The organism is Fibrobacter sp. UWB16, from assembly GCF_900215325.1.
GTDB lineage: Bacteria > Fibrobacterota > Fibrobacteria > Fibrobacterales > Fibrobacteraceae > Fibrobacter.
The window spans coordinates 439,550-464,091 of sequence record NZ_OCMS01000003.1 but is presented as its reverse complement, the minus strand read 5'-3'; the positions used below and the strand labels follow the sequence as shown (position 1 = coordinate 464,091).

The 24,542-nt window shown below is 50.0% G+C and carries 19 protein-coding genes; 9 read left to right on the top strand and 10 right to left on the bottom strand.

What is annotated here, in order from left to right; translation table 11 throughout:
- Positions 1-80 precede the first annotated feature (80 nt).
- Genes CRN95_RS11670 through CRN95_RS11660 form a run of 3 tightly spaced genes read left to right on the top strand, consistent with a single transcriptional unit; the run spans position 81 to position 3,709 of the window.
- Positions 81-962: an electron transfer flavoprotein subunit beta/FixA family protein gene (locus CRN95_RS11670; RefSeq protein ID WP_014545688.1), complete on the top strand. Its 882-nt coding sequence runs from the start codon at positions 81-83 to the stop codon at positions 960-962.
- A gap of 3 nt (positions 963-965) precedes the next feature.
- Positions 966-1,991 carry an electron transfer flavoprotein subunit alpha/FixB family protein gene (locus CRN95_RS11665; RefSeq protein WP_072827777.1) on the top strand — a complete coding sequence of 342 codons (1,026 nt, stop codon included), beginning with the start codon at positions 966-968 and terminating at the stop codon, positions 1,989-1,991.
- A gap of 5 nt (positions 1,992-1,996) precedes the next feature.
- Complete coding sequence (locus CRN95_RS11660; RefSeq protein ID WP_014545690.1) at positions 1,997-3,709, top strand: acyl-CoA dehydrogenase family protein; 1,713 nt, start codon at positions 1,997-1,999, stop codon at positions 3,707-3,709.
- An 83-nt stretch (positions 3,710-3,792) separates the two neighbouring features.
- On the opposite strand, the gene CRN95_RS14845 is transcribed toward CRN95_RS11660, so the two are convergent.
- Positions 3,793-3,945, bottom strand: coding sequence for a hypothetical protein (locus CRN95_RS14845; protein WP_159462313.1), 153 nt, complete (start codon positions 3,943-3,945; stop codon positions 3,793-3,795).
- A gap of 427 nt (positions 3,946-4,372) precedes the next feature.
- On the opposite strand from CRN95_RS14845, the gene CRN95_RS11650 reads away from it, so the two are divergent.
- From CRN95_RS11650 to CRN95_RS11640, 3 genes are all read left to right on the top strand, one after another.
- Positions 4,373-5,248: a TIGR02172 family protein gene (locus tag CRN95_RS11650; RefSeq protein WP_097020992.1), complete on the top strand. Its 876-nt coding sequence runs from the start codon at positions 4,373-4,375 to the stop codon at positions 5,246-5,248.
- A gap of 2 nt (positions 5,249-5,250) precedes the next feature.
- Positions 5,251-5,880, top strand: coding sequence for a GNAT family N-acetyltransferase (locus CRN95_RS11645; protein WP_073424915.1), 630 nt, complete (start codon positions 5,251-5,253; stop codon positions 5,878-5,880).
- Between the two features lie 71 nt (positions 5,881-5,951).
- A complete protein-coding gene (locus tag CRN95_RS11640) occupies positions 5,952-6,590 on the top strand; it encodes a DUF4230 domain-containing protein (protein ID WP_097020991.1) in 639 nt (212 codons plus the stop codon).
- A 1-nt stretch (position 6,591) separates the two neighbouring features.
- Here the strand turns inward: CRN95_RS11640 and CRN95_RS11635 are convergent, their stop codons facing one another.
- The 6 genes from CRN95_RS11635 to CRN95_RS11610 form a co-directional block, all read right to left on the bottom strand.
- On the bottom strand, positions 6,592-7,665 hold the full coding sequence (locus CRN95_RS11635) for a hypothetical protein (RefSeq protein WP_097020990.1): 1,074 nt from the start codon (positions 7,663-7,665) through the stop codon (positions 6,592-6,594).
- An 80-nt stretch (positions 7,666-7,745) separates the two neighbouring features.
- Complete coding sequence (locus CRN95_RS11630) at positions 7,746-8,846, bottom strand: hypothetical protein (RefSeq protein ID WP_097020989.1); 1,101 nt, start codon at positions 8,844-8,846, stop codon at positions 7,746-7,748.
- Positions 8,847-9,024: 178 nt separating this feature from the next.
- Entirely contained in the window at positions 9,025-9,906 is an 882-nt protein-coding gene (gene tsf, locus CRN95_RS11625) for a translation elongation factor Ts (protein WP_014545687.1), read from the bottom strand.
- 1 nt (position 9,907) lies between these two features.
- Positions 9,908-10,648, bottom strand: coding sequence for a 30S ribosomal protein S2 (gene rpsB, locus CRN95_RS11620; RefSeq protein ID WP_015731872.1), 741 nt, complete (start codon positions 10,646-10,648; stop codon positions 9,908-9,910).
- 204 nt (positions 10,649-10,852) lie between these two features.
- Complete coding sequence (locus CRN95_RS11615; RefSeq protein ID WP_097020988.1) at positions 10,853-11,662, bottom strand: alpha/beta fold hydrolase; 810 nt, start codon at positions 11,660-11,662, stop codon at positions 10,853-10,855.
- A gap of 12 nt (positions 11,663-11,674) precedes the next feature.
- Positions 11,675-12,373: a DNA alkylation repair protein gene (locus CRN95_RS11610; protein ID WP_097020987.1), complete on the bottom strand. Its 699-nt coding sequence runs from the start codon at positions 12,371-12,373 to the stop codon at positions 11,675-11,677.
- 149 nt (positions 12,374-12,522) lie between these two features.
- Here CRN95_RS11610 and CRN95_RS11605 point away from each other — a divergent pair, with 149 nt between their 5' ends.
- Positions 12,523-13,299: a hypothetical protein gene (locus CRN95_RS11605; protein WP_097020986.1), complete on the top strand. Its 777-nt coding sequence runs from the start codon at positions 12,523-12,525 to the stop codon at positions 13,297-13,299.
- Positions 13,300-13,380: 81 nt separating this feature from the next.
- Here CRN95_RS11605 and ileS read toward each other — a convergent pair whose 3' ends face one another.
- Positions 13,381-16,566, bottom strand: coding sequence for an isoleucine--tRNA ligase (ileS, locus tag CRN95_RS11600; protein ID WP_097020985.1), 3,186 nt, complete (start codon positions 16,564-16,566; stop codon positions 13,381-13,383).
- A gap of 359 nt (positions 16,567-16,925) precedes the next feature.
- On the opposite strand from ileS, the gene CRN95_RS11595 reads away from it, so the two are divergent.
- Both CRN95_RS11595 and CRN95_RS11590 read left to right on the top strand, forming a co-directional pair.
- Positions 16,926-18,320 carry a sugar porter family MFS transporter gene (locus CRN95_RS11595; RefSeq protein WP_097020984.1) on the top strand — a complete coding sequence of 465 codons (1,395 nt, stop codon included), beginning with the start codon at positions 16,926-16,928 and terminating at the stop codon, positions 18,318-18,320.
- Between the two features lie 113 nt (positions 18,321-18,433).
- Positions 18,434-19,705: a polysaccharide deacetylase family protein gene (locus tag CRN95_RS11590; protein ID WP_097020983.1), complete on the top strand. Its 1,272-nt coding sequence runs from the start codon at positions 18,434-18,436 to the stop codon at positions 19,703-19,705.
- Positions 19,706-19,925: 220 nt separating this feature from the next.
- Here CRN95_RS11590 and CRN95_RS11585 read toward each other — a convergent pair whose 3' ends face one another.
- A complete protein-coding gene (locus tag CRN95_RS11585; RefSeq protein ID WP_235003011.1) occupies positions 19,926-22,109 on the bottom strand; it encodes a glycosyl hydrolase family 8 in 2,184 nt (727 codons plus the stop codon).
- Positions 22,110-22,254: 145 nt separating this feature from the next.
- A complete protein-coding gene (locus tag CRN95_RS11580) occupies positions 22,255-24,465 on the bottom strand; it encodes a response regulator (RefSeq protein ID WP_159462312.1) in 2,211 nt (736 codons plus the stop codon).
- Positions 24,466-24,542 lie beyond the last annotated feature (77 nt).

The window sequence follows — 24,542 nt, the reverse complement described above, 5'->3', positions numbered from 1 at the left end:
TAAATCTATCTTGTAGCTTGTAAAATTTTGCAGAGTAGCAGGATTTTCAATTAACCGTTAAATTAAAACACTATAGTAATATGAGTCTTAAAATCGTTGTGCTTGCAAAGCAAGTACCTGATACACGAAACGTAGGCCCGGACGCCATGACGCCGCAGGGTACTATCAATCGTGCCGCATTGCCCGCGGTCTTCAACCCCGAAGACCTGAACGCCCTGGAGCAAGCCCTTCGTTTGAAGGACCAGTTCCCTGGTTCCACCATCTCCGTGTTGACCATGGGTCTCCCGAAGTCTGCCGAAGTCGTCCGCGAAGCTTTGTACCGCGGTGCAGACTGCGGTTACGTCGTGACGGACCGCCCGCTCGGTGGTGCTGACACGCTCGCTACGAGCTACACGCTCGCCCAGGCAGTGAAGAAGATCGGTGACTACGACATCATCCTCGGTGGCCGCCAGGCTATCGACGGCGATACCGCACAGGTCGGTCCGCAGATTGCAGAAAAGCTCGGACTTACTCAGGTCACTTACGCCGAAGAAATCCTGAAGCTCGACGAACAGGCACGCAAGGTCGTGATCCGCCGCCACATCGACGGTGGTGTCGAAACTGTGGAAGCACCGCTCCCGCTGGTCGTGACCGTGAACGGCAGTGCAGCTCCGTGCCGTCCGCGCAATGCAAAGCGCATCATGAAGTTCAAGAACGCTACTGCAGTTGCCGAACGCAAGCCGGAAGATGCTGACAAGTACGCAGCTCTCATCGCTAAGAAGCCCTACCTCGACATCCCGCAGTGGGGTGCAGCCGATATCGATGCCGACCCGGCTCAGATCGGTAAGGCAGGCTCGCCGACGAACGTGAAGGCCGTCAAGAACATCGTGTTCAAGGCCAAGGAAAGCCGCACGCTCTCCGCAAGCGACGCCGACATTGAAGGACTTATCAAGGAACTTTTAGACGGGAAGATTATTGGCTAACCTATGAATAACGTATTTGTATATTGCGAAATTGAGGGAACCACCGTCGTTGACGTTTCCCTTGAACTGCTTTCTAAGGGTCGCAAGTTGGCCAACACTCTCGGCGTTCAGCTCGAGTGCATTTGCGCCGGCAAGGGCCTTGATGGCATTGAAAAACAGGTTTTCCCTTACGGTGTGGACAAGGTTCATGTGTTCGACGCCGAAGGCCTGTTCCCCTACACCACCAACCCGCACGCATCTCTCGTGGTGAACCTCTTCAAGGAAGAACAGCCGCAGATTTGCTTGCTCGGTGCAACGGTTATCGGCCGTGACCTCGGCCCGCGCATCTCCAGCGCCATGCACAGCGGCCTTACCGCTGACTGTACCGAACTCGAAATCGATAGCTTCGAAATGAGCATCGGTGGCGTGAAGAAGTTCTACGAAAACCAGCTCTGCCAGATCCGTCCGGCATTCGGCGGTAACATTGTCGCAACGATTGTGAACCCGGAACACCGCCCGCAGATGGCAACCGTCCGCGAAGGCGTGATGAAGAAGGAAATCGTGGACCCGAACTACAAGGGCGAAGTCATCAAGCACGACGTGGCCAAGTATGTTCCGGAAACGGAATACGTGGTCAAGGTGCTCGAACGCCATGTGGAAAAGGCCAAGCACAACCTCAAGGGCGCTCCGATCGTGGTCGCCGGTGGTTACGGCATGGGCTCCAAGGAAAACTTCGACATGCTGTTCGAACTTGCCAAGGAACTCCACGCTGAAGTCGGTGCTAGCCGCGCCGCTGTGGACGCAGGTTTCGTCGATCATGACCGTCAGATCGGTCAGACTGGCGTAACGGTCCGCCCGAAGGTCTATATCGCTTTCGGTATTTCCGGCCAGATCCAGCACCTCGCTGGCATGCAGGATTCAGGTATCATCATCTCCGTGAACTCCGACCCCGAAGCTCCGATCAACGCTATCGCTGATTACGTGATCAACGGCACCGTCGAAGAAGTTCTCCCGAAGATGATCAAGTATTACAAGGCAAACAACAAGTAAGCGCTATGGCAAATTTCTACACAGATCACCCCGAGATTAAATTCAACCTCGAAAGCAGCCCCTTGATGCAGCGCATTGTCGAGCTCAAGGAAAACGGCTTTGCTGACAAGGACAATTTCGACTATGCGCCGGAAGATTTTGCCGACGCTATGGACAACTACAACCGCGTGCTCGAAGTCGCTGGCGACATCACCGCAAACACGGTCTTCCCGAACTCCGAAGACGTGGATGCCGAAGGCCCGCACTGCGAAAACGGCCGCGTCCGCTACGCATCCAAGACCTACGAAAACCTCGAAGCCACCCGCAAGGCAGGCCTCAACGGTGTCACGATGCCGCGCCGCTTTGGCGGTCTCAACTTCCCGATTACCGCCTACACGGCCATCAACGAAATGATTGCCTCTGCAGACGCCGGTTTCGAGAACATCTGGTCCCTCCAGGACTGCATTGAAACGCTCTATGAATTCGGCGACGAAGACCAGCGTTCCCGTTTCATCCCGCGCATCTGCGCCGGCGAAACGATGTCCATGGACTTGACCGAACCGGATGCAGGTTCTGACTTGCAGCGCGTGATGCTCAAGGCCACCTACAGCGAAGCTGACAAGTGCTGGTACTTGAACGGCGTGAAGCGCTTCATCACGAACGGCGACTCCGACATTCACCTGGTGCTCGCCCGCTCCGAAGAAGGCACGCACGATGGTCGTGGTCTTTCCATGTTCATTTATGACAAGCGTGACGGTGGCGTTGACGTTCGCCGCATCGAAAACAAGCTCGGTATTCACGGAAGCCCGACTTGCGAACTTGTCTACAAGAACGCCAAGGCTGAACTCTGCGGCCGCCGCAAGTTCGGTCTCATCAAGTACGTGATGGCCCTCATGAACGGCGCCCGCCTCGGCATTGCCGCTCAGTCTGTGGGTATCAGCCAGATGGCTTACAACGAAGCTCTCGCCTACGCCAAGGACCGTAAGCAGTTCGGCCAGGCTATCGTGAACTTCCCCGCCGTCTACGAAATGATCTCGAACATCAAGGCTCGCCTCGATGCAGGTCGCGCCCTCTTGTACCAGACAGCTCGTTACGTCGATATCTACAAGTGCCTCGAAGACATCGAACGCACGCGCAAGCTCACCGACGACGAAAAGAAGGAACTCAAGCTTTACCAGAAGCTCGCTTCCGCTTGCACGCCGCTTGCGAAGGGCATGAACTCCGAATACGCAAACCAGAACAGCTACGACTGTATCCAGGTTCACGGCGGTTCGGGCTACATGCTTGAATACGCTTGCCAGCGCCTCTACCGCGACGCTCGTATCACCTCCATTTACGAAGGTACGACGCAGCTCCAGACGGTTGCAGCACTCCCGCACATCACCACCGGCAGCTACGGCCTCATGCTCGAAGAACTCGAAGCTATGGACGTTCGCCCGGAATACGAAAGCCTCAAGGCTCGCGCCAAGGCTATGGACGAAAAGTACAACGAAGCTATTGAATACGTGAAGTCCGTTGAAAACAACGAATTCACCGACCTCTGCAGCCGTCACTTGTACGAACTCGCCGCCAACTGCGTGATGACCCAGTTGCTCCTCCGCGACGCCACCAAGGCACCGGAACTGTTCGACAAGAGCATGAAGGTGTACCTGAACCTCGCCGAAGCCGAAGTCGCAAAGCACTACAACTTTGTGAAGAGCCTCCGCGTGGAATCGCTCGAAAGCTACAAGCAGGCTTAAGCCCGCAAGATGTCATCCCCGCGAAGGCGGGGATCTCCCTTTACAAAAGAACCTCGGTGATAAACCGAGGTTTTTTCTTTAATTCACAAATCGGAGAAAACATCTTCCATCGGTTTTCCACGGTCTTCTATAGCATCGGCATAACCGCGTTCCATTTTGCGTTCGAACTCTTCGTCTGTTTCTAATAGAGCATCGCAACGCAGTTCATCGCTTGTATTATTTTCAGCATCACTCATACAACAACTACTTGGGAAAATCCCTAAAATAAAAACGTCTCCCACTGGGACACATCAACGAGAGGTGCGGGGAGTCCTGTCGCTACAAATATACCCCCATTTATCATTACACGCAAGAGGGCTTGCATTACGAAAAGGCGCAGACTCAATTGGAGCAGCGTTGTTTCTTTTCTAGGGGCGGGTGGGCGGGACAAGCCGGGCGTTGCGGGCTGGCGTCTGAAGCCCGCAGTGGGGGTAGCGTAAGACCCGACGATGTGTTTTTGACAGATAGAGGCGATGCCCGCTCGGTGGCGGGCATGACATGCCGCATTTTGCACTTGTAAGTCGGGGCTGAAGCGAGGGGGATTCTTCCCCCTTCAAAAAAATTCCATCCCGCGCGCTATCATGCGAAAAATTGTATAGCTTTATAAATAGATGGAGAAATTTTATGGGAGCGAACAACGAATTTCAGAAGATTGATCTGAATGATTACATCCAGACGGGCGAAGGCGGGACTGCGCTCGCGTATACGCATAGGAACGGCAAATCGCTTGCAAAGTTGTACAATCCGGATTTTGACGCAAACACAATAAAAAATGAATTTTGGGCATCGCGGACGGCTTTCGAGTTGGGCATTTCTACACCGGAACCGTTTCGTTTGATTACAGACGGCAAGCGTTTTGGCGGGGAATACGAGCTCATTGAAGGCAAGCGTTCTTTTTCGCGAATCATTTCGCAGGAGCCCGAACGGCTAGAAGAGATTTCCTTGGAATTTGCACGCATGGCACGAGAGCTTCATGCGACAAAAGCAGATACTTCGCGGCTCAAGTCTTACAAGCAGATGATTACGCAGTTCTATTCCGAAAAGGTTTTTGTACCGGAAGACTACAGAAAGCGCATCCTAAAATTTTTGGATAAAGTTCCAGATACTGAGACTTGCCTCCATGGCGATTTGCAGATTGGTAATGCCATCACCGACGGAAAGAGGACTTTCTGGATTGACTTGGGTGGGTTCGGATACGGAGCTCCGGAATGGGACCTTGCACTTATGTGGAACTTGGCGCACATGCCAGATGCAGACAAACTAGACTTTCTATTTCATTTGCCGTCTGAAACGATGAAGGCCCACTGGAACATTTTCTTTTCGGCCTATCTCGGGACTAATGACAAACAGCAAATCGAAGAAGCGACCCGTCGGCTTCCGCTATTTGCTGCAGCGAAAATTCCGTACATGTTCGGAATAGCGTTCCATAAAAATGTGCCCGAGGAATTTTTCGCTCTTCTCACTCAGATGTTGGACCAGTCAGACACAGGTAAGGAGTAACCATGAAACTCGAATTCGGTTTACAGACTCGCGAGGAACTCGACGAGGCGAGCGCAATTATGGCCAGGGCATACGAGGATTACGACTATGTCACACTCTATTTCCGTGATGCAGAAAAAAGCCGAAAGGGGGTGCAGATTTTTATGAACTGCGTCCTAAAAGCAAATTATGGAAAAGCAGATTTACTGGCAGCGCATCGGGACGGCAAGCTGGTTGCCCGCGCAACACTGGAGGCACCCGGCTTCAAGAAACCTTCCGCATTCCAATACATCATACACGGTTTTTGGCGAGTATACCTTAACACGAAATGGAGCGAAATCAATGGATTCGTGGCCATGGACGAAGGCGCCAGCAAGCCCTGCCACGATTTTCAGAAATCAGGGCCGGACATCTGGTATCTCAGCATGCTCGAAGTAGACCCGTCTGCACAGGGGCAGGGCGTCGGTTCGCAATTTTTAACTTATATAGAAGATTATGTACGAGAACGCGGCGGCAAGCAGTTGGCGCTATTCACAAATTCAAAAGAAAACCTCGCTTTTTACAGCAAGCGAGGCTACGAGGTCTTCCACGAATGTGAAATTGAGCACGACGGCCGAAAAATCGGCAGCTGGAGCATGAAGAAGACACTATAGACGAAAGAAATGATGACAAGAAAAATCCGATGAGCTTTATCTTTCGCATCTTTTTTGCATAAATTTATAGCATGAAACCCGCTCTGAAAATAATTGCAATTTTGCTCATCATTTGCGTTACAAGTGTAACGACTGCGCTTGTCATGAAAAAGCTGTACTCCGACACAAAACGGACGAGCATCACAAGCGAGTTTGTGGAGCAGCAAATTAGCGAGATTTCGGAGCTTGCGACCCTCCACCACCACTACCGCAAAAACGCAAACTACCAAGACGCGAAAAAACTCCTCGAATACATGCCCGACTGGAGAATCAACAAATCCATCAAGGAATTTTCGCTTGTTTATCAGGGCGATGTCAAGCTGGGTTACAATTTGAAGGACATCAAGATTCTTGTCGAGCCGAACACGCAAAGCATTTTTATTTATCTGCCGGAGCCCAGAATTCTAAGCCACAGCATCGATTTCGAGAGCATCCAGATTCTTTGGGAAAAGCAAGGCTGGTTCAACAATATCCGCTTCGAAGACTTCAAGCAGTTCTTTATTTCTGAACAAAAGAAATACGAACAGGAGAACAGCGCCGAACTCAAGCGCAGAGCCCGCGAACACGCGATGAAGTTAATCCAGTTGCGGCTCGGGACAACCATCGAAAGCGGCTACAAGGTCAATCTGGAACAGCGCGACCACGTGCAAGAAATCCCGATTTCAGAATAAATCAATCTTCGCTTAATTCTGTCGGCTTTTCGCTGTCGAGAATGCACCAAACATCGCTCTGTCTATACCTATGAGGTTCAGGACGGCATAACCTTGCGAACATATATTTCGACAAGCCCATATTGCGTTGGATACATTTAGCGCCTTCGTTATAGTGCTCAATAAAGGCTCTACAAGATTCTGCCGGGGTTATCCCAGGGGCAGCTTTATAACCCAATTTGGTACAGGTTTCATTTTCAAAGATCCATGTCTTTTCGAAATCAGTGATTTTCAGATTGTATTTTTCAATGAAAATGGTATCCACATAGTCGGAGTTCGGATTTGCGCCGACAAAGGTCACCATTGAATCGTCCTCGAACCAGCTCTTTTTCCAGCCATGAATAGTCGTATCTTGAGCAGGCGGAACATAGCTGGGATTTTTCACTGTCCACTGAGTAATTGTAGAATCGGTCAGTTTATTCAGAATCAATAGGGATTCATACACTCCATAATAGAAGGTGTCTGCGCCAACCGTAATTTTTTGTGAGTAGGCATACTCATCTCTATGGCAGTCCCCCCATTCATAGGTAGAACAGTACTGATATTCAGTAAACAGAAGTGAATCATTTTGTTCGATAATTATATATTGATACGGTGCATTAGTTATATAACCACCGCCCAATTCTCCTTCCGGTTCATCGATGGTGTAGCAATAGCCATCATCTTCAGGCTGGACCCAGAAAGCGTCCTTTACTTTTTCGCCAAAGATTTCTTTAAAATAGGTCGAATCCTCATCTTCTAGAAGAGGTCCATAGTGATAAATATCGGGTTCAACGCCCGTGGTATCGAAAGGCAGCTTATCGAAATGCGTTTTTTTGGCAGTCGTATCTTGAAGAGGCAATTCCTCGGACGAGGAACTTTCAGTCACATTTTGCGAAGAGGAACTTATTACAGAGGCTTCAGAAGATGAACTTTCCGTGCTGACTTGCGGCAGGTTTTGTTCCGGAGCCTGAACCGAATTAGAATCATCATCACAAGCAAAAAGAGCTAAAGAGACAAGCCCCGTTACGGACAAAGACAAAAACTTTTTCAGCATAAAATTCTCCCGTTTCACAAAATATAATTTATTTAAAACTTTAATGGATGGGGCTAAAGCCCCATGACGCCGAGACTTTCCTATTCATCCGCGGTTGGCATTTCGCTATCGAGTATGCACCAGACGGTGTAATGGTCTATTTTACTTGGACGGCACAATCTAGGATAAACGCCTTTGGGAGTTTTCATGTTGCGGGCGGTGCAATCGACAAAACTATTGCGGTAATTTTCCCAGTCCTTGCACTGTTCCTCCGGAGTTCTCGCAGCGTCACGTACAAAATCTTCGGTCGTGCAAGTTTCATTTTCAAAAATCCATGTACTGCCCCAATCCGTAATAGTCAAGCCGTACTTTTTAATGGAAATTGTATCGACATAACTTGAATCAACTTTATTCGCAACAGATGTCACCATGGTATCTTTTTCGAAGACGCTTTTTTTCCATGTACTTGGCGTAGTTTCCTTGGGTTCATAAGACGGATTTGTGGCAATCCAAATAGTCATCGTCGAATCCGTCAACTGCGTTAGCTGCAACTGCTTTTCAGATACGCCAAAGTAGTATTCATCATCTCCGACCTTAATTTTTCGCGAGTATGCTTCCGCATTTTGGCACGATCCCCAAATTGGGACATTTCTGCAATTCCGGATATTCGAGAACATAAGCGAATCCTCTCGAACGACAAGTACGCAATTCGAAACATCACGAACGCCCATATAATCTGTAACGATTTTGCCGTTTTCATAAACATGCATGACCATGCAGTACGGATTAACTATTTCATCGGTCGTGATGAAATGTCCAAGGAACTGACCTGCTTTTTCTCTGGTTTCATTCGAGAATGTATCCGGGTCGATCGTATATTTTATAAGCTGAGGTCTGATTCCCGTCGTGTCAAAGGGAAGCGTTTCGGATACAGAGCTTTGCAATACAGATTCTTCGGACGAAGAGCTTTCTGCCACATCTTGCGATGAAGAACTTGCAGCCGAATTTTGTGAAGAGGAACTCTCCACTGACGTTTCGAGCGAAGAGGAACATATTTCAGAGGCTTCAGAAGAAGAACTTTCCGTGCCGACTTGCGGCGGGTCTTGTTCCGGTGCTTGGAACGAATTAGAATCATCATCACAAGCAAAAAGTGCGAGAGCGACATAACCCGTTAACGCGAAAGACAAGAACTTTTTCAGCATAAACTTCTCCTGTTTCACAAAATATAGTTTATTTAAAACTTCACTGGATCCTTCGCTACGCTCAGGATGACGCTGAAGTTCAATAAAAAAACTGGCCGCCCCGCGAGGGACGACCAATTTAATTTTCGATCTGGATCCTATCGCCTCTATCGAGGCTCCAGGATGACAGCAGGCGAACTTAGTTACCGCGTTCGAAGCGGATGAAGTTCACGACCTTCAAGCTGGTAAGGCCGAGCTGCTTTGCAACGACTTCCTGGAGGTAGTCCTTGACAGAGAGCTTCTTCGGGTTCTTTTCAGACATGAAGAATTCCTGGTCTTCGAGAACGATTTCCTTAAGGACCTTAGCCACGCGGCCATCAATCTGGCGCTGCATGAATTCAGGCTTGGTCTGCTTGCCAGAAGCTTCGATCTGAGCCTTGGCAATTTCCTTTTCCTTTTCGATCGTTTCAGCCGGAACTGCAGCATCGTTCAATGCAACCGGAGCGAATGCAGCGGCCTGCATAGCGATGTCCTTAGCAGCCTGCTTGAGAGCAGCTTCGTCAGCAGAGCCTTCGAAAGCGAGTTCAGTGATAACACCGATCTTGCCCTTCATGTGGCTGTAAACGCCAAACACGGAGTTCGGGACCTTCTTGATTTCTGCGAACTTGCGGAAGTCAATGTTTTCCTGAATCTTCACGAGGACGTCCTGGAGGCGGTCATTGATCTTGACGCCATCGACGACAGCGTTCTTGAGATCTTCGACGGAAGCGATATCCTGCGTTTCAACAGCCTTGGTGGCCATAGCAGCGAGGGCAACGAAGTCGTCGTTGTTGGAAACCGGTTCAGTTTCGCAGGTGAGTTCGAAAGCGGCAGCCTTGTCAGCAGTTTCGATAAGGTAAACGCGGCCTTCCTTAGCAGCCTTGTCTGCGCGCTTTGCAGCGACAGCAGCACCGTGCTTGCGGAGGAGTTCAACGGCCTTGTCCATGTCACCGTCAGTTTCGACGAGTGCCTTCTTGCACTGCATCATGCCGACGCCAGTCTTCTGGCGGAGTTCGTTAACGAGGGAAGCGGTAATCTGCATATTACTTGTCCTCGCCGTTGTCGAACTTCTTCACTTCTTCCTTGGATTCCTTCTTGTCAGCAGCGACGCGCGGCTTGACGTTAGCAGCGATGTAGTCCACAATGAGCTTGAGGGACTTCACAGCGTCGTCGTTTGCCGGAATCGGGTAGTCCACGAGGGTCGGATCGACGTTCGTGTCGCAGATGCCGATGATAGGAATGTGGAGACGGCGAGCTTCTGCAACAGCGATCTTTTCGTGAGCGAGGTCAGTCACGACGAGAAGGCCCGGGAGGTTCACCATTTCACGGATACCACCGAACACGTCGAGGAGCTTGGCGCGTTCACGAGTCTTGTCGAGGACTTCCTTCTTGGAGAGAGCCTGGAAGGTGCCGTCCTGTTCCATGGTGTCGATCTTGTCAATCTTCTTGATGGACTTGCGGACAGTCTGGAAGTTCGTGAGCATACCGCCCAACCAACGGTTGGTGACGGAGAACTGGTTGCAGGTAGCAGCAGCGTCGAGCACGCACTGACGTGCAGTCGGCTTCGTGCCAACGAAGAGCACGGTCTTGCCAGATTCAGAAATCTTGGCAGCAGCCTTAGCAGCTTCTTCGAGGAGGTCACGAGTCTTGGAGAGGTTGAGAACGTAGATGCCGTTCTTTTCTGCCAAGATGTACGGTTTCATTTTCGGATTCCAGCGCTGAGTCTGGTGACCAAAGTGGGAGCCTGCAGCAAGCAGATCTTCGACGGAAGGCAAATTAGCCATAGTATATTTTCCTTTTCGGTTGTTACTACCCGGACTGCAATTAAGCCACAAAGCGAAGTCAATATTAATTGTACCGCGCCACCGAAGCGACTCTTGCAAGCCGGTGATTGTTTACGCCCAGGCGATATTGTCTGGACGGGGGTAAATTTAGAAAAAACGAGTCAAGGGTTCAAGTGCGCAAAAACGGGAAAAGGGCGTTATAGCCTACCCCTTCAAGAATTCCAAAATCCTTGCACGGTAATCCGGAGCTTCGTCATAAGCTGCGTGGCCGTAGTTCTCGTAAACGTAGAGTTCCGTCGGCACACCATTTTTCTGGAGCACTTCGGCAATTTCGCGAGAAGCGATGACGCCCAAGACCTGGTCGAGTTCGGCACCCAAAACGAGCGTCGGACATTTGAGCTTTTCAAGTCCTGCAAAAGCATCGTATTCGAGGCAAGCGCAGGCAAGTACGCAGAAGCGAGCCATATCCTGTTCGGTCGCATTCGTATTCATGCGCATCAGGCTCTTTTTGTACTTGCGGATTGTTTCAGCAGAAAAAACTTTATCTATAAAATTCGAGCAAAGGGCTTCGATATCGCGAGCTTCGGCGAGGCGTTTCCATTCCGTCATCACCGCGCGAGACATATCGTTCAAGCGAGCAGCACTACAACCAAGCGCCAAGCGTTCAACCTTCTGCGGGTATTGTTCAGCAATGATTTGCGAAATCATGCCACCCTGAGAAATTCCAATGAAGCAGGCGCATTCAATGCCAAGAGCATCCATCGCTTCGGCAGTATCAGCCGCCATCTGTTCCATCGGATACGATTCACCGAAATTCTTTTTGCGATCGAACATGTAGACCGTAAAATCGTCTGCGAATATCTTGTACGAATCCACCACCATCGAGGCAAGGCCCATCGTACTCTTGAGACTCATCCCCGGTAACAACACGAGCGTACGCGCGCCTGTGCCAAACTTGAGGTAGTCCATTTCAAAATTGTCAGTTTTTACGGTCTGTACGGTATAATCAATCATATTTTAAAGATACTATAATTTTAAGGTTTTCAGATACGCTTTTTGCTCATCCGTGATGCGATAGCTTTCAATCGCCTTCTGGATAGTCTTGTTATGCGTCCATGTATCGAGCACATGTTTTTCAATGAACGGGAGTGTCGCCTCGTACTGCTTGGCAAGCGCAGTCGCAAAGAACCACGCGACCATCATGTTGAGATAATATTCCCCACTGCGGATTTTCGAAACCCATTTCAAAAATTTCGGGTCAAAGTCATCGTCTAAAAAGAACGACATCAAAGTTTCGATACCAAAGCGGACAGTGTAAACGTCCGTCACGGGAGCACTCATCCAACGTTCAACATCTTTCAAAAGTCGCTTGCGGTTCGCGGCCTTTGCAAAAACTTTCGGGCGCATCTGGTCGCAAGTTGCCCAGTTATCCACATACGGCAAGAACGCATCGATGTGCGACACGCAATCATCATAATCCTTGATTAGAGACAAAATAAACGCATGGATTTGATTTTCGTCGTAATACTTGTGCGGGAGCGTGGTCAAGAATTTTTCCACATCGGAGTGGTTAGCATATTCCTTCGCAATGGCGCGCAAGTCGGGAGTGCGCACGCCGATAATCGTCTTTGCATCCGTCGTCGGGATCAGCTTGCTATGGAAAGCCTTGAACTTCAAATCCTGTTTTGCGAAAAGTGCTTTTTGAATTTCGTTGATGATAGACATAAATTCTCCTCGAACCACAAGATAAAAATTTTCTGAAACGACATTTTATGACACTCGATATTTGTATATTAAGTTTTAGATTTATGCATAAATACACATACATGCATAAATCTAAAAAAAAATAGGATTACATTAGCAGGAGGCTTCCCATGACGACCATCAGAATAGACGACACAAAACCATTCCCCAACTTCTTAAAAGAATCGGAAAACAGACGCGAATCAGCCCTGGATTTCTTCAAACGCCAATCGAACGGCCTAAAGCTGATCAGTGATGAAATGGAACAGGAGAAAAAGGAACAAGACGAGATTCGCGAAATCCAGAAAAAAAGCTTCGAACGCAAGCGCAAGCTGTTCTATGACAATTTGGACCTTATTTTGCGGCATAAGGACGAAATTCTTGCATCACCTCGGTATGCAAATATCGACGTGCACTACGCCATCAAGGGTGGCGGTCTTTACGTGGGCCCACTACAGACTTCAAGGCGATTCTGCATCGCAGGCAGCATCGTTACCGTCAACCTCAGGTTAGCAACGCTCCTCCGCATTTGGGAAACCGACCAGTTCCGCGTGGACTGTTCATGCGGCGGGACCGCCCTTATCCGCAGCTTTACAGGTTCACCGCTTTCAGGAGGCTCGCAAGCAACATCGTATTGTCCCGAATGCAAAAAAGAAACGCGCGTTGCGAACCGCAATTTCGGCAAGTATTTCTGGTTTCTACAGACCAGACTTTCCGAAGATGTCGAAACTGTCGCGAAAGATTTCATCAGCAAATGGGCACTTGCCGAAGTAGAATACGAGAAGAAGATTGCCGAAGGCAAAACAATAGACCCGAAACCCGGAGCCGAATTTCACGGCGATGGGCAATACGGCAACCTAGAAACAATGATCCAAGAGCTCAAGCTTAAGGAGTTCGAGGAAGGTTAATTCATTTTTGCTAGACAAAGGAACAAAAAAAGAGGCGCCCCGTTTGGAACGTCTCTTTTAAATTGCGTGACTTTCGCCTTATTAAGCGCGGACCGTCGTGAAGCTAAATGCTTCCCCGTCGGCATCGTTGGCTTCGAGGCCATCGGCAGCGGCAGCCCAAGCAATCTTCACAGCTTGCGTCTCTCCGGCGATGTAAGCCTCGTTCTCCGCAACAGCCTGCTTGAAGACGTCACTTGCAGAGAACAGCGTCACTTCGATCTTGTCGGTGATGGCGTAGTTCTGGTCCTTACGGCGGTTCTGGATGCGGTTCACGAGTTCGCGGGCCACGCAGGCGCGGCGGAGTTCGTCCGTAATCTTCAAGTCCAGAGCCACGGTGAAGTGCTGGTTGGCTTCCACAGCCATACCGTCGGCCACGATGCGGTTGAGCATCAGGCAGTCGGCACCGACTTCACCAAAGTCGAACTTGATGGTTTCACCATTCTGCAGAGCCTTGATTTCATCGACGCTCAACGAATTCAGCTTAGCGGAAATCACCTTCATGTTCTTCGCGTAATCCGGACCCTTCGCCTTGATAGCAAGGAAGTTCGGCTTAGCGGAGAGTTTCACGAGCTTCGTCTCATCTTCGAGGAACTTCATTTCGCGAACGTTGAGTTCTTCGAGGATCAAGTCCTTCATCGTTTCAGCAACATTCTTTTCTTCGGTGCCGTGAGCAACCACCGTCATGCTAGCAATCGGCATACGGTTCTTTACGTTGTTCGTTGCACGAATCACACGGCCCATTTCGACCATGCCACGCACCATGGCGATGCGTTCCACGAGCTTTTCGTCCATGAGGGACTTGTCGGCGCTGGGGAATTCGCAGAGGTGCACGCTCACCGGAGCGTTGGCATCGACTTCGCGAACGAGAATCTGGTAGATTTCTTCGGCGAGGAGCGGGAGGAACGGAGCGAGAATCTTGGAGAAGTCTACGAGCACCTTGTACATGGTTGCGTAGGCGGCGTTCTTGTCGCCATCGTTTTCGGACTTCCAGAAACGACGACGGCTACGGCGCACGTACCAGTTCGTAAGGTCATCGACTGCGGCAATCACGGCGGGCACCACGTTGTACAGGCGATAAGCCTTCATTTCCACTTCGACCTTGGCAGCGAGATCCTGCAGCGTAGCAAGCATCCAGCGGTCAAGTTCATTGTCGCTCTTCACTTCCTGACCCGGCTTCCACGTGAGCTGGCCCTTGGCGGCGTCAGCATTGTGGTTCGAGACAAAGAATGCAACAGCGTTCCAGAGCGGCAACATCACCTGCTTCACGATGCCCTTCACGCCTTCTTCACTGAAGCGGAGGTCTTCGGCCTTCAATGCAGCGGAGTTGATCATGAACAAGCGAATAGCGTCGGCACCCGTGCGTTCGATAAGGTCGTTGGGGTCCGGGTAGTTGCGCTTGGACTTACTCATCTTGGAACCGTCTTCGGCCAAGATAATACCGTTCACAATCACGTTCTTGAATGCCGGCTTCTGGAACAAAGCGTTCGAAAGCACCGTCAGCGTGTAGAACCAACCGCGGGTCTGGTCAAGGCCTTCGGCAATGAAGTCTGCCGGGAAGCTGCGTTCCACGAGTTCCTTATTTTCAAACGGGTAATGGCGGCTTGCATACGGCATAGAACCGGATTCAAACCAGCAGTCGAAAACTTCCGGCGTGCGGCGGTAAACCTTGCCGTCCTTTTCAATCGTGAGCTTGTCCACAAAGTGCTTGTGCAAGTCGTCGAGCTTCACGCCGGTGAGCTGTTGCAATTCTTCGATAGAGCCCACGGCAATCATGTCGCCATCGTCGCTGAGCCACACCGGAATCGGCGTACCCCAGAAGCGGTTACGGGAAAGGTTCCAGTCGCGGGCGCCTTCGAGCCACTTGCCAAAGCGTCCATTCTTGATGTGGTCCGGCACCCAGTTCACGGTCTGGTTGTTTTCGACCATCCATTCCTTCAGAGTCTTGGTCACGCCGTCCTTGCTCGTGACAGGGGCGTCAATCTTCAGGAACCACGTCTTGAGGGCGCGGTAAATCAGAGGAACGCCGGTACGCCAGCAGTGCGGGTAGCTATGGACAATCACGTCCTGCTTGAACACGCGGCCCTGTTCCTTGAAGAAGCGGATAATTTCCTTGTCGGCTTCCTTCGCACCGAGGCCCTTCCACATCGGGACCTTGTCCGTGAACTTGCCTTCGGTATCGAGCGGGTCAAAAAGGCCGAGGTCGAGTTCAGCACCCTTCTGGAAGTCTTCTTCACCGAAGGAAGGAGCGGTATGAACGGCGCCGGTACCGTCTTCGGTACTCACGTAGTCGGCGGGGTAAATCTTGTAGTGGCGGGACAGCTGGTCCGGCGTCACGAATGCATCGGAAATGCGGGAAAGCGGTTCGTAGTCCTTGCCCACGAGTTCGGACCCCTTGCAGGTATCCACGATGTTCGGGTTCTTGAAGTAGGCGGCGGTACGGCTTGCGGCAATCCAGTACTTCTTTCCGTCCTGTTCCACCAGGTTGTAGTCCATGTCCGGGCCCACAACGATGCAGAAGTTGGAGTACAACGTCCACGGGGTAGTCGTCCACACGAGGATGCTCGTGTCCTTGAACTTGGCTTCGTCCGTGTTAAGCGGGAAGATGAGCGTCAGAGACGGGTCCTGACGGTCCTTATAGCCTTGGTTCGTTTCGAAGTTCGAAAGCGGAGTAGCGAGAGCCGGGCTGTACGGCTGGATGCGGTAGCCCTGGTAGATGAGACCCTTGTCGAAGCACTGCTTGAACACCCACCACACAGATTCCATGAAGTTCTTGTCCATGGTCTTGTAGCCCTTGTCGAAGTCCACCCAGCGGCCCATGCGGCGAACGGTCTTCTTCCATTCGCTCGTGTACTTGAGCACCTTGCCGCGGCAAGTTTCATTGAACTTGTCGACACCGAGCTTCTGGATTTCGGCAACGCCAGCGAGACCGAGTTCGTTCTGCACGAGAGATTCAATCGGAAGTCCGTGGCAGTCCCAACCGAAACCACGCGGAACCTTCTTGCCCTTCATGGTCCAGTAACGCGGAACGATATCCTTGATGGTACCGGCAAGCAAGTGACCGTAGTGCGGAAGGCCCGTTGCAAACGGAGGGCCATCATAGAATGTGTACGGTTCGGTTTCCGGACGGCTGTCAAGCGACTTCTTGAAACTTTCGTCCTTGTCCCACAATCCGAGCACGCGCTCTTCGATCTGCGGGAAGGTCTCTTCTTTCTTTACTTCACGAAACATGATTGAACCTCAGGGGCAAACACCCCACATTAAATTTTCGAGAGCAAATTTAGAAAATAGCAAAAAATACGGCAATGCGCCACCGTCCCAAAGCGGTCAAAAACAGCCCCACACCTCACCCCCATTACTCCAAAATAAATCCACATTTTTTGCAAAAATTTTGCGCATTGTAAGAAAATTATATATATCTATTTACAAATAGGACGGGAGCAGTGAAGCTACAACTTTCGACTTATGTAAGAAAACCGTTAGTCCTTTTTGGACTATCGAGATCAATTGTAAACCTTGAATTTACAATTTCTTGATAGCTATATTAGCGGCTAATCCATTTGAAAAAATCAAAAAACAGAGGTACGAAAATGGCAGTAGAAGACAATTACAAAGTTGGACATGTCATCATGATAACCCTTTCCGCCGCCATCGGAGGGTTCCTATTCGGTTTTGACTCGTCCGTGATTAACGGCGCCAACGTTGCACTTAAAGGTTACTTCAATTGTAACGACATGCAGCTTGGTCTTGCGGTTTCTCTCGCATTGATTGGCGCTGCCATCGGTGCATATTTCGCCGGCCGTCTGGCAGATAAATTTGGACGTGTACGTTGCATGCTCGCAGCGTCCGTCCTTTTCTTTATCAGTGCAATCGGTTCCGGTCTCCCGTTCACCATCTACGATTTCATCGCCTGGCGTGTCATCGGTGGTGTCGGTATCGGTGTGGCATCCATCATCGCCCCGATTTACATTGCCGAAACTTCACCGGCGCATTTGCGTGGGCGACTAGGTTCCATGCAGCAGTTCGCCATCGTTATCGGTATCTTCGTGGCGCTGCTTTCGAACTACATCATCGTCCGCATTTCGGGTTCCGCAAGCAACCTGATTATGGGCATTGAATCCTGGAAGGTGATGTTCTGGGTCGAAGCTATCCCGGCATTCCTCTACGGTGTCGCCGCCTGGCAGCTCCCGGAATCCCCGCGTTTCCTCGTGAGCAAGGGCCGTATGGAAGAAGCAAAGAAAGTCCTTTCCATGATTGCATCTGTGGGCATTGCTGAAAAGGCTCAGGAAATTGAAGACTCCTTCAAGACTCACAAGCCGGCTATGCTTTCAGACCTTCTCGAAACGGTCGCTGGTAAAAAGCGCATCGCTCCGATTGTCTGGGCAGGTCTCGGTCTTGCCATCCTCCAGCAGCTCGTGGGTATTAACGTGATCTTCTACTATGGTTCCATGCTTTGGCAGAGTGTCGGTTTCGGTGAAAGCGACGCCTTCCTTACGAGCGTGATTTCCAGTGCTATTAACTTGACCATGACTATCGCTGCTATTCTCCTCATCGATAAGATTGGTCGTAAGCCGCTCTTGCTCATCGGTTCTGCAGGCATGACGCTAACGCTTGGCATTCTCGCGTGCTGCTTCATCTTCGGTTCCGACGCAAGCGGCAACCTCGTTGGCAATAGCGGTATTTTCGCCCTCCTCGCAGCAAACTTCTACGTGGCATTCTTTGCCGCTACATGGGGTCCGGTGATGTGGGTGATGCTCGGCGAAATGTTCAACAACCGCATTCGTGCCGTGGCTATCGCAATATGCGGCCTTGCCCAGTGGGGTGCAAACTTCTTGGTCAGCTGGTCTTTCCCGGTTCTCGTCGGCAAGGACGGCATCGGCATTGGCCCGACCTACTTGATTTACACGACTTTCGCAGCAATAAGCTTTGTGTTCGTCGCCAAGTTGGTGAACGAAACCAAGGGCAAGAAGCTCGAAGCCATGTAATCACAAGATTTGCTATAAATCAGCCCATCGAAGGTCTCGGATTTTCCGGGACCTTTCCTTATATAACTATTTTGATTTTTATTGGGTATTTTAATTGTTGTTGGACTAGGATTATGAATTACAAAACATTAGCACTTACTTCTGGACTCGCATTCGGACTCGCAGGCATTACCATGGCAAACCCCATCAAAACCATTCCCTGGAACGGCCATGTCGGTGCCGTAAGCTTCACTTTCGATGACGCCCTCGAAAACCAAATTGAAAATCTAAAGCCTGTGCTAGACAAGCTGCCCGATGTGCATGTCACGTTTTTCCTCACTAGCATGGGAAGCGGCTATAGGCAAAAGGCCGACGGTTTTGCGGCACTCGCAAACAACGGCCATGAAATAGGCAACCACACCGAATCGCACGGACATTTGACTTCGATTAGCGACAACAGCGAATTGGAAAAAGAAATCGTCCAGTTCGCCGAAGACATCGAAAAGACACTCGCAGAGAACGGAGCCAAAATACACGTGATTTCATTCGCCACTCCGTTCTGCGAAAACAACGCCAAAGTTAAAGACATCATCAACTCGCGACACTTCATCAACCGCGACTGCGGTTGGCACGGTCGTAATGAATGGGACGTGGAACCGGACTGGTTAAGCCTCAAGGCCAAAATCTGGACGCGTTCAGGCGCCACGGTAGAAGAAATGCTATCGTCGCTTGACACGGCGGCCTTCATCGGTAACTTCGAAGGGGCGAATCCGTGGGATGTTCAAGTGAAAGGCGGTTCCTGGCTCGTCGTCTTGAACCATGGCGTCACGGACGACCAAGGCGACGATTACGCCATCGACCCCGCGGATATCGAAAAGCAATTCAAACACGCCATCGAAAACAATCTTTGGGTAGCCCCGTTCGGCACCGTAGGCGCCTACTACCGCGCCCACTTTATCGTCGATGCCGCAAAAGAGACTTCAACAGACGACGGCTTTACGGTAGAATGGGCCATTCCAAATGAGCACATGCCCGCAAGCATCCCGCTCCGCGTGAACATCGACACCAAAAGCGTTAGTGAAAATGCAATCGTAGAACAGGGCGGTAAAGCTATCAAGCGCGAAAGCGACGGCAGCTATGTTATCGAATTCACGGAAAAGAGCCTCAAAGTTCGAAAGCCAAAACCTGGCGAGAATCCCGATTCGGTAACGTCAATTCCGGGTTCAGCGACACGCGCACTTGCAACGGCCCCAAACTACACAAAGTACACGCTTTTTGACCTGAACGGGAATGATCTTGGGAACGTCAGTAGCTTTGAAGTGCCAGCGAAATTTCCAAAAGGCACATATATCATCCGCGCCGAAGCGGCCGGTCAAACGCCTTTAATCAAAAAAGTTCATCGATAGCCTTCTTGACCTAACGAAAATACAAGAAATAACTGGATCCTTCGGGCTTAAGCCCTCAGGATGACAGGCCGGAATGACAATGTGAAAAGAATTGTGTAAGACGCCCCCGGCACCCTTCGACTGCGCTCAGGGCAGGCTCCAGGATGACAGGCCGGGATGACAAAGCAAAAAGCCGAGGCATTCGCCTCGGCTTTTCGCTTTTTAGGAATTCAAAGTTGAATTACTTGACGTTGACGCGGTTCATTTCGGAACCAACGCGAACGATGTAAGAACCCGTGGTCGAGACGCGGACCGTCATGTTGCTGCTCATGAGCATGCCACCGGCAATTGCCTTGCCCTGCATGTTGTAGACAGCGAACACGCTACCAGCCTTAGCACCGTTGATTTCGACCTGCATGCCGTTTGCGCGGACGCTGAAGGTCGGCATCATGGAGACCTTGTAGAGGCTGACCGGCTTGATTTCCACGCCAGTGAGCTTGACCGGGTCAATAGCAGTCTTGCTTGCATCGAGGAATTCGATAGCCTTGATGGAGATTTCACCGAGGCCACCCTTAGCATCCTTGACTTCCCACTTGAGACCCTTGATCTTCTTGATGATTTCAACACCTTCCGGAGCATTGTTTCTGCTAACCCAGTCGAGGATATCGATTTCGAGGCCAGCACCAGCACCCTTGAAGCCGTAGTCGCTCGGGGTCATATCGTAGAGCACTTCCTTGTAGTCTTCAGAATTGTCGACATAAACGCCCGGTTCAGAACCAGCACCAGCATTTTCGACCTTCTTTTCTTCGTTTTCATCCGTGATGGTATTGAGGATTGCCATGCGGATCGGGCCAGTAGACTTAGCCGTCACGCGGATGTACTTAATGCCGAGAGCAGAGAAGTCCACACCGCAGCTCTTGTCCTTCTTGCAATCATCCTTCTTGAAGGAAACGGCGATACCAGCAGACGGATACTTGAGGGTACCAGCAGCGGCAGCTTCCGCAGTCCATTCCGGTTCCGGACCAATTTCCATAGAAGCACGAGCAATGACAGTGCCGTCATCCAATCTGTAAAGCGGAGAATCGCCAGAATCCGGGACCATCTTGGTTCCGATACCGAGCTTGTCGTGGTATGCACCCCAGTTCCAGAGACCAGAAACGCCCACAGTCGTATCACCGAATGCCATGTGTTCACCGTCGCCTTCCTTGATGGACGGAGCCTTGCTCGGATCCGGAGTGAACGGAGTGAAACCAGTGGTATTGTAGAGGTTAGGCATGTTACCCGTCACGAGGAGGAGGTAAATCATGTTCAAAGTTGCCGGATAGTACTTTTCACCGGCGACAGAGCCTTCACCGCAACCCTGAGCGGTAGAGCAGCTCTTCTTTTCCTTGAGAACCTTGTAAACGGTACCGAGATAAGTCTTTGCTTCAGCACTTTCGATAGAAGAAGTAGCGAGGCCAAGACCACCAGAGAACGTAGAAGAAACAAAGTTGCGAATATCGCTTTCATCAGCATAGTACTGACCGCCATCGTACTTATAGCCCGAATTTACACCACTAGCAGTGCGGGTTTCCGGGATGAGCCATTCCACAACTTTCTTGTTGAAAGCCTGAGCCTTGGTATCACCGTACCAGTAATAAGCCATAGCCATACGCCACGGAGTACGGGCAGCGTCATCGTAGAAACCGATATCGTTAGAAACGGCAGCAGACGTCAAAATCGGCTTGTGAGAATTCCAGTCGCACCAGTCCGGAACGAGACCAGTCTTAGAATCCTGGCAACCGTTCAAGTCAGTGTAAGCCTGGGAGATGACGCTAGACCAAGAACCGCCAGCAACATCCTGGAAGAGCTGGAAGTTAGCAGTCGTTGCATAGCTCGGGTTGAAACCGTCATTCCACTGGTTACCCGGCTTAATCTTGTTGCTTGCGATATCGTTGGAAGCAATCCAAGAAATGAGGGACTTACCTGCTGTGAGGTAAGAAGCGTCATTCCACTGCTTGGATGCCATCACGAGAGCAAGAGCAGCGTCGAAGTCAGCGTCAGATGCAGTACCAGTACCGCCGCTGCAACCGATACGCCAGTTCATACCGCCATTGGCACCAGCGCTGTTGCCAGTCCAAGTCTTATAAAGATTCTTGAAAACATCCTGATCGTCCATGTAGACGGAAATCAACATACCATATGCAATAGCTTCGGAAACAGTAGAGCAAGTTCCTTCCGGAGCGAGCACCCAACCATTGCTAGCCTGGTACCAAGCCTGTTTCCACAGCTTATAATGTTCCTTGATCATGTCCGTATCGGCATATTCAATGATATGACCGTGCGGGTACTTCATGTTCTGCGGGAACGGGAACTGTCCTGCAGCAGAAGCCGTCACTGCAGCAGCTGCAGCAACGCCAAACATAACTTTTGCCAAATTCTTCATATGAATTCCTTTTAAAAAAAAGATTTCACCCATCCAAGTTAAAAGATAGTTTGATAGCATATAAAAAATCAACCCTTCTTTTGTAAAAGGATTGACATAATGCGGTAAATCACATCAAAAGTGTTCTTAAAATGTTCCTAAACTACTATTTTTCGTTAATTTTTCTTTGCATTAAAGAATACATTGATTCAAAGACTTTCGCAACAACGATCGGCTTTGCCAAATGATCATCCATTCCCGCGGCCAACGACTTTTGCCGATCTTCTTCAAACGCATTTGCCGACACCGCAATAATCGGAATTTTCGCCTGCGGGAAAGCTTGGCGAATTGCCCGAGTCGCCTCATAGCCATCCATGACAGGCATTTGAATATCCATCAGGATACAGTCATAATAATCAGGGGCGTGTTCCTTGACTTTTGCCACAGCTTCCAAACCATTTTCGGCAATTTCGACCGTCATCTGCGCATCCTGCAAGAAATCCAGGGCGACTTCCCTATTAAATTCATTATCTTCAACAAGCAAGACGCGCTTACCTTTCAGGAAATCCCCAACTTCAACAGAATTGTGTTCGCAGCCGTCAATGGAAACATCGCTTTCGGTCGCAATCTTGAACTGGGTCCGCACACGTACAGTAGTGCCAAGCCCAACCTCGCTCTGGATGGAAATTTCAGCGCCCATCATATCGACAAGGTGCTTGACAATAGACATGCCAAGGCCAGTCCCTTGCACACCGCTCTGCGTCGAAGACTGCTCGCGAGAGAATTCATCATAGATGTGGTCCAAAAACTCCTTGGACATGCCAAGGCCATTATCGCTTATTTCAAAATCATATACAGCATAGCCATCGACTCGGCAAGGCAATTCCTCAATCGTAAAAACAACGCGTCCGCCATAAGGCGTAAACTTTTGGGCATTCGAAATAATGTTATATAGAATCTGGCGCAAGCTACTGACATTCGCTATTACAAATTTATTCTTGATGACCGAGAAATCCCAAATAAATGAAATATTCTTATGATTCATCATGGGCATGCAGCCCTCGCAAAATTCAGTCATGCAAGAGGTAATGTTCATCATGCGTTCTTTCAGCAAAACCCGTCCAGACTCAATTTTTGCCATATCCAGAACTTCTTCAATCAGCTGGAGCAAATATCCGCCCGAAATACGGATCTTTTTCAATGCATCCAAGACATCCGTCTTGTTTTCGAGATGGCGTTCGGCTCGTTCCGAATAGCCGATAATGGCGTTCATCGGCGTACGAATATCATGGCTCATGTTGAGCAAGAACTTCGACTTCGCCTCTTTAGCTTCTGCCGCAAAGGCTTCGGCATCGCGCAACCTGGAATCCAGCACTTCTTGACGATTTTTCAGTTTGCGCCTGACCGCAATCCAGACGAGAGAGGCAATCAGGGCTAGCCCAAGAATTCCCAAAACGGCACCAAACACGGCAGCAGCATGAGAGTGAATTCGCAAAAGCTCTCCGGAATAATTCGGCATACGGAACCCCGCATACTTGACTACATATTCACGCATGCTCTTTGGCGAAAGCATCAAAACGCCCTTTGTCAGGATAGACGCAACTTCACGTGGAGCATCACGCGGCACAGCGATACGCATCCCGTAAAGCAAACTATCGTAACCGTCGAGCACTAGGTCCCGCAAGTACAACGGAGTAAACACCCAGCCGTCATCGCCACCGGCCATGCCATAATGACCATCAAGGACAATATGCCATTTTTTTATTTTCGTCACATTGTCCGTATCGTTTGCCGCCGGTACCACAAATTCATATTTCAGGTCATGCGGACGCGCAATTTCAGCAAAAATATCTAAAAGGATTCCCTTGGCGACCCCGTTTTCTATGTAAGCATACGGAGCCTTGGCATTTTGTACGGTCACCTTGAGCGTTCTATTTTGGCGAAGAAAATCCTTCAAGTAAACACGTTCACGCTCGTTAAAAACTGAATACGCCAAATTTTCAGAGCCATAATATTTGAGGTAAAGCCTATTTTTCCAGTTCGGATCCACCATATCCATTTGGCGGATGCCATAATTGATTTCATCGAGCAGTACCTTATCGGACTTGCGGACGACGATATAATTGGAGTCCGGTCCCACCGGCAACGAATAGTCAAAAGGAGTTCCATCCTTAATTTTTTTCTGCGCCGACGAGACTAGATCAATTTCACCGTTCCGGAGCATCTCCAACATATCATCCCAGTTTTTGTCGTAGCCGACAAACTCGTAATTCAAGTCTGCAAACCGGGATATTTCGGAAAGCAATTCATAACCGTAACCACTTTTTTGGCCATTCGACAAGATTTCGTGATAGCCAGAATTAGCGAAAAACCCCACTTTTACAGATCGTGGAGAGGCGCATGCATAACTAACCAGCAGCAGGGCAAACAAAAAAATCAGTTTTTTCGCACGCA